The sequence below is a fragment of the Dactylosporangium darangshiense genome (assembly GCF_039537565.1).
In the GTDB taxonomy this organism is placed as follows: domain Bacteria; phylum Actinomycetota; class Actinomycetes; order Mycobacteriales; family Micromonosporaceae; genus Dactylosporangium; species Dactylosporangium darangshiense.
On sequence record NZ_BAABAT010000128.1, the window covers coordinates 1 to 6,560 of the forward strand.

At 70.3% G+C, this 6,560-nt stretch carries 2 protein-coding genes; both read left to right on the forward strand.

Annotation, left to right across the window (positions count from 1 at the left end; all coding sequences use genetic code 11):
• The first annotated feature begins 17 nt into the window (after window positions 1-17).
• A complete protein-coding gene (locus ABD901_RS57900) occupies window positions 18-4,916 on the forward strand; it encodes an amino acid adenylation domain-containing protein (protein ID WP_345144820.1) in 4,899 nt (1,632 codons plus the stop codon).
• A 14-nt stretch (window positions 4,917-4,930) separates the two neighbouring features.
• Window positions 4,931-6,560 (forward strand): condensation domain-containing protein (locus ABD901_RS57905; RefSeq protein WP_345144822.1); only part of this gene is annotated, 1,630 nt, incomplete at its 3' end.

Genomic DNA, 6,560 nt, shown 5'->3' on the forward strand with positions numbered 1-6,560 from the left:
CGGGCCGTTCGCGCCTGGTGAATACGTATGGTCCGACCGAGGCGACGGTGATGAGCACGGCCGGCCTGACCGTGTCGGACGGGTCGGCACCGCCGATCGGGTCGGTGCTGGGCAATGTGCGGGTGTTTGTGGTGGATGCCGAGCTGCGGCCGGTGCCGGTTGGGGTGTCGGGTGAGCTGCTGATCGGTGGGATCGGTGTGGCTCGCGGGTATGCGGGCCGGTCCGAGTTGACCGCGGAGCGGTTCATCGCCGACCCGTTCTCCGGCGATGGCGGTCGGTTGTACCGCTCTGGAGATGTGGTGCGGTGGCGGGGCGACGGTCGGTTGGAGTTTGTGGGTCGGGCGGATGCGCAGGTGAAGGTCCGTGGGTTCCGGATCGAGCCGGGCGAGATCGAGGCCGTGCTGCGGGAGCATCCGGCGATCGACGGCGCGGTTGTGGTCGCCGATGGTGATGAGGCGGATCGGCGGCTGGTGGCGTACCTGGTGCCGGTGGATGCGGCGGTGGGCGTGCCGGGGGTGGAGCCGTTGCGCGGATTCCTGCGTGACCGGCTGCCGGAGTTTATGGTGCCGGCGGTGTTCGTGGAGCTCGCGTCGCTTCCGCTCAATGTCAACGGGAAGGTGGATCGGGCGGCGTTGCCAGCCCCGGATGCGGCTCGGTTGGATCTGGTGGAGGCGTTCGTCGCCCCCACGGGACCGGTGCAGGAGGTGTTGGCCGGGATCTGGGCCGAGTTGCTCGAGGTGGAGCGGGTCGGGGCCGTCGACAACTTCTTCGCGCTGGGTGGGCATTCGTTGCTGGCGACGCGGGTGGTGTCGCGGGTGCGGTCGGTGTTTGGCGTTGAGGTGCCGGTGGCGGCGTTGTTCGACGCGCCGACCGTCGCGGCGCTGGCGGCGGTGATCGAGGCCGCCGTGCCGGGCGCGGTTGCGCCGCCGATCGTGCCGGTCGGCCGCGATGGGTTGCTGCCGTTGTCGTTTGCGCAGCAGCGGTTGTGGTTCCTGGCGCAGCTGGAGCCGGACTCCGTCGAGTACAACATGCCGGCCGCGATCCATCTCGATGGCGAGGTGGATGTGCCGGCGTTGGCGGCCGCGCTGGGTGGGCTGGTCGCGCGGCACGAGGTGCTGCGGACCCGGCTGGTCGCGGGCGAGGACGGCGTGCCGTACCAGATCATCGATCCCGCCCCGGAGCGGCTCGAACTGCCGGTCGTCGACGTGTCCGCGGAGCCGGACCCGGTCGCGGCGGCGGAGGCGTGGCTGGCGGCCGATGGTCGGGTGCCGTTCGATCTGGCGGCGGGGCCGTTGTTCCGGGCGACGCTGGTGCGGGTGGCGGCGGACGAGCATGTGCTGGCGTTGGCGATGCATCACGTGGTGGGCGACGAGTGGTCGGCGGGCATTCTCCGCAACGAGCTGGGCGCGTTGTACGCCGGTTCGGAGCTTCCGGCGTTGCCGGTGCAGTATGCGGACTTTGCGGTGTGGCAGCGGGGTTGGCTGTCCGGTGAGGTGCTCGAGGGCCAGCTCGGGTTCTGGCGGGAGGCCTTGGCGGGTGCGCCGGTGCTGGAGTTGCCGACGGATCGTCCGCGGCCGCCGGTGCGTTCGAGCGAGGGTTCGGTGATCGAGTTCGCGATCCCGCGTGCGGTGAGTGACGGTCTGCGGGCGGTCGCGCGGGATGCGGGTGTGTCGATGTTCATGACGATGTTCGGGTTGTACACGGTGTTGTTGAGCCGGTACTCGGGCCAGGACGACATCGTGGTCGGCACCCCGATCGCAAACCGCAACCGCGCGGAGATCGAGGGTCTGATCGGGTTCTTCGTGAACACGCTGGTGTTGCGCACGGATGTGTCTGGTGATCCGACGTTCGCGGAGTTGCTGGGTCGTGTCCGGGCCCGCACCCTCGACGCGTACGCGCATCAGGATCTGCCGTTCGAGCAGTTGGTGGATGCGTTGGATGTGGATCGGGATCGGTCGCGGTCGCCGTTGTTCCAGGTGTTGTTCAACTACTTCGCTGATGCCGAGCGCAGTGCGGAGGTGGAGGACTTCACGCAGGACGAGAGTGTCGTGCGTCCGATGATGGCGAAGTTCGATCTGCGGTTGATTGTGGCTGAGCGGGCCGGTGGCCTGGTCGGTGCGGTGCATTTCGCGTCGGCGTTGTTCGATGAGTCGTCGATGCGCCGTCTGATCGGGCATTTCCTGGCGTTGGCCGGTGCGGTCGCGGCGGGCGCGGACGGCCGGCTGTCCGGCCTGAACCTGTTGACCGGCCCCGAGCAAGGTGTGTTGGCGGGTTGGCAGTCGGGCCCGTCGGTGGCGGTGCCGCCGGTGGCGGGCGTCCATGACCTGGTCGCAGGCTGGGTGCAGCGCAACCCGGACTGGCCGGCGGTGGTGGATGCTTCCGGTTCCTGGACCTACGGGCAGATCTGGCAGCGGGCGTCGGGCCTGGCGGGATATCTGCGGTCGGTGGGTGTGGGTCCGGAGACCGTGGTGGGTGTCGCGGCTGATGCGGGTGTCGATGTGGTGGTGTCAGTCCTGGGGGTGTGGCTGGCCGGTGGGGCGTATCTGCCGTTGGATGTGCGGGCGCCTGTGTCCCGGCTGGCGTTCATGCTTGCTGAGGGCGGCGTCTCGGTCATTCTCGGTCGTGAGGAGTTGTTGGAGCAGGTTCCGGCCGGCCGGATCCGCACGATCGATCTCGACGACCCGGCGTTGACTGCGGCGGCGGTGGTGCCGGTGGTGCGGGGGGCGGTCAGTCAAGCGGCGTATGTGATGTTCACGTCGGGTTCGACGGGTCGTCCGAAGGGTGTGGTGGTCACCCACGCTGGTCTGCTCAGCTACGTGTCGGGGGTGTTGGAGCGGGTCGGGTTCGGTGCGCCGGGTGGCCGGTACGGGGTGCTGCAGCCGGCGGGTACCGATTTTGTGAACACGGTGTTGTTCGGTGGGTTGGCCAGCGGCGGCTGCTTGTACTTCGCCGATCCGGCCACGGTGACCGACCCGCAGGCGGTGGCCGCGTTCCTGGTCGAGCATGCGATCGACTTTGTGAAGATCGTGCCGTCGCATCTGGCCGGCCTCGCCGACGGGGCCGGGTTGGCGGAACTGCTGCCGGGGCGGGCGTTGGTGCTGGGTGGCGAGGCAGCCTCGCCGGAATGGCTGCGCCGACTGCTGGCCGTGGCCGGCGAGCATGGGGTTCGGGTGGCGAACCACTACGGGCCGACCGAAACCACCGTCGGTGTGGCCGGGATGGAGCTCACGCCCGTTGTGGTGGGTGGGGATCGGGTGCCGATCGGTGGGCCGTTGCCGGGTGCCCGGTTGTATGTGCTGGACCAGTGGCTGCAACCCGTGCCGGCCGGTGTGGTCGGTGAGCTGTTCATCGGCGGTTTCGGTGTGGCCCGCGGCTATCGGGGGCGTCCGGAGTTGACGGGTGAGCGGTTTGTCGCGGACCTGTTCGCTGGTGATGGGAGCCGGATGTACCGGTCGGGGGATCGGGCGCGGTGGCGGGCCGACGGGACGGTGGAGTTCTTGGGCCGGGCTGACAGCCAGTTGAAGGTTCGTGGCTACCGGATCGAGCCCGGTGAGGTGGAGGGGGCGTTGCTGGCGCATCCGGGGGTCGGTGCGGCGGTGGTGACCGGGCATGGGGTGGATGCGGGCCGTCGGCTCGTCGCCTATGTGGTGCCGGTCGACGGGATGCCGTCCGTTGCGGAGTTGCGTCGGTTCCTGGGGGCGCGGTTGCCGGAGCATCTGGTGCCGGGGTTGTTTGTGGAGTTGGCGGCGTTGCCGTTGACCGCGAACGGGAAGCTTGATCGGCGGGCGTTGCCGGATCCGGAGTTGGTGCATGTGGGGCCGGCTGACAGTTATGTGGCGCCGCGGACGCCGACCGAAGAGACCCTGGCCGCGATTTGGGCGCAGGTGCTCGGGCTCGGGCAGGTCGGCATCCACGACAACTTCTTCGAGCTCGGCGGGCACTCGCTGCTCGCCACCCAGGCCGTCGCGCGCATTCGTGGCGCCGGGTACGAGATCAGCGTCGGCGAGTTCTTCGACCAGCCGACGATCGCCGCGACGGCCGCCGCCGTCGAGGAGCGCTCCGAGGCGCTGCGGCTGCGGGCGGCCATCGAGGTTCGCCGGGGTACCGCCGATCCGGCCCTGTTCTTCGTGCACTCCTCGAACGGAACCGTGACGGACTTCGCCGAGCTGGCCGGTCACCTCGCGGACGGGCAGCGCTTCATCGGGCTGCAGTCGCGCGGGCTGACCGACGAGGAGGAGCCGCGCGAGGCCGTGGAGGACATGGCCGCCGCCTACCTCGAAGAGGTGCTGCGGATCCAGCGCGACGGGCCGCATGTCTTCGCCGGCTGGTCGATGGGCGCCTACGTGGCGCTCGAGATGGCGCACCAGCTGCGGGCGGCCGGCGGCGACGTCGCCGCCGTCCTGCTGGTCGGGCCGCCGCATCACGCGCTGCGCCGCCGGCGGGTCCTGCGGGAGGAGCGCAAGCAGCAACTGCGCCTGCTGCGCAGCATCGACGAGGCGATCGCCGGCGGCCCGGGGTTCGAGGCCGCGATCGAGGAGATCCTGAAGGCCTGGGACTTCGACGAGGACGGCACCGCGGCCGCACGCGCCGGCGACCAGCAGTGGCTGCGGGCGCGCAAGGTCCGTCACCTGAACTCGATGGCGAGCATGCGGTACCGGACCCGCATGGCCCGGACGCAACTGCGGTACGACGGCCGGGTCGTGCTGTTCATGCCGCAGTACGACCCGCCGGAGCTGCAGCGCCGGACGCTCGAACAATGGCGCATGATCGTCCCGGAATTCGAGGTCGTCGACGTCCCGGGCAAGCACCTGACCGTGGTCAATGGCGAGAGCGCCGAGAGCGTCGGCCGTTGGCTGAGTGCCGAACTTGCCGGATGGCAGCGTTCGCAGGACGACACGCCCAACTCGCCGCGCTGACTGATGGAGTCTTGATGCTTTCGGAGTCGAGGAGAGAACTGCTGGCCCGGCGGCTGCGCGGCGAGCGGCGCGCGCACGAGATTCAGCCGCGCCGCGCGGGTGAACCGTTGCCGCTGTCGTTCGCGCAGCAGCGGATGTGGTTCCTGGCGCAGCTGGATCCGGGTTCGGTCGAGTACAACATGGCGATCACGGTGCCGTTCCCCGGCGCCGTCGACGTGCCGGCGCTGGCCTCGGCACTCGGGGCGCTGGTGCGGCGGCACGAGGTGCTGCGGACCCGGCTGGTTCCCGACGGGGACGGCGTGCCGTACCAGATCATCGACCCGGCGCCGGAGCGGTTCGACCTGACGGTCGTGGACCTCTCAGGGCGGCCGGATCCCGCCGCGGCGACGAAGGCGTGGCTGGCCGCCGACATGGCCGTGCCGTTCGATCTGGCGGCCGGCCCGCTGCTGAGGGCGACGCTGCTGCGCGCCGCGGCCGGCGAACACGTGCTGAGCCTGGCCATGCACCACGTGGTGGGCGACGAGTGGTCGATGGCGATCCTCCAGCGCGAGCTGGGCGGGCTCTACGCCGCGTTCCGGGACGGGACCGAGCCGCGGCTGCCGGCACTGCCGGTGCAGTACGCGGACTTCGCCCTGTGGCAGCGGCGGTGGCTGTCGGGGCCGGTGCTGGAAGAGCAGCTCGGATTCTGGCGGGACGCCCTCGCCGGGGCGCCGGTGCTGGAGCTGCCGACGGATCGGCCGCGGCCGCCGGTCCGGTCGACCGAGGGTTCCATGATCGAGTTTGTCGTACCGCGGGAGGTGGCCGACGGACTGCGGGCGGTGGCCCGGGACGCGGGCGCATCGATGTTCATGACGCTGCTGGGTGCCTTTACGGTGCTGCTGGGCCGGTACTCGGGCCAGGAGGACGTCGTGGTCGGCACGCCGATCGCGAACCGGAACCGGGCCGAGATCGAGGGCCTGATCGGCTTCTTCCTCAACACGCTGGTGCTGCGCACGGACCTGTCCGGGGATCCGACGTTCGCGGAGCTGCTCGGCCGGGTGCGGGAGGGCACCCTGGCCGCGTACGCGCACCAGGACCTGCCGTTCGAGCAGCTGGTCGACGCCCTTGACGTGGACCGCGACCGGTCGCGCACGCCGCTGTTCCAGGTCCAGTTCAACTACGTCACCGACGACGGCGACGAGCCGGGCGACACCATGCGGCCGGTGCGGATGTCCATGCCGGTGAAGTACGACCTGTCGCTGTCGCTGGGCGAGGTCGGTGGCGGCCTGGCGGGCGCGGTGCAGTACAGCACGGCGCTGTTCGACGACGCGCGGATGATGCGGCTGGTCGGACATCTGCAGCGGGTGCTGGCGGGCGTCGCCGCCCACGGCGGCGCGCGGCTGTCGGAGATTTCGGTGTTGACGTCGGTGGAGTCGGCGGATCTGGCGGTGTGGTGCGCGGGCGATCCGGTGGTGCCGTGGTCGGGTGGTGTCGGTGCGCAGATTGCCGGTTGGGCGGTGGCGGATCCGGATCGGGTGGCGGTGCGGTGCGGTGATGTGGTGCTGACGTATGGGGTGTTGCGGCGGCGGGTGTTGGGTTTGGCTGGGCGGTTGCGTGGGTTGGGTGTGGGTGCGGAGTCGTTGGTTGGTCTGTGTGTGGAGCGTG